The organism is Halorhodospira sp. M38 (assembly GCF_022227985.1).
In the GTDB taxonomy this organism is placed as follows: Bacteria; Pseudomonadota; Gammaproteobacteria; order Nitrococcales; family Halorhodospiraceae; genus Halorhodospira; species Halorhodospira halophila_A.
Window position 1 is genome coordinate 1 of record NZ_JAJNQP010000097.1, and the last position, 374, is coordinate 374.

Genomic DNA, 374 nt, shown 5'->3' on the forward strand with positions numbered 1-374 from the left:
GGCGCGTCTTCTCGCGCACGCCGGCGGGGGTGAGCTGGTAGAGGTAGCGGCGCTTGTCGCTGGCGTGGGAGAAGTTCTCGAGCTTCACCCAGCCGCGCTCGAGCACCGAGCGCACGGCGTAGTGGGTCTTGCCGACGGACAGGCCCAGCTCGCGGGCGAGCTGGCGCTGGCTGAGCTGCGGGTTGTCGCCGAGCAGGCGCAGGACGCGCAGCTGAAGCTCTTCAGGGTCCATGGGGTCGTCGCTAATCTCGGGGGCCGCGGGCGGCCGGGATGGGGCGTTCGGGCACGCTACTGCTGGGACGGTGACGCCTGAGGAAGGCCCGCCCGGCGTGGGGTGTTCGGATTGTGAGCCGTCATGGAAGCACAGGTGGGGT

The 374-nt window shown here is 70.6% G+C and carries 1 protein-coding gene; it reads right to left on the reverse strand.

Annotation, left to right across the window (positions count from 1 at the left end; genetic code table 11):
* Window positions 1–232: MarR family EPS-associated transcriptional regulator (locus LRA98_RS12945; protein WP_238634293.1), on the reverse strand; the 232-nt coding region annotated here is incomplete at its 3' end.
* Window positions 233–374: the final 142 nt, after the last annotated feature.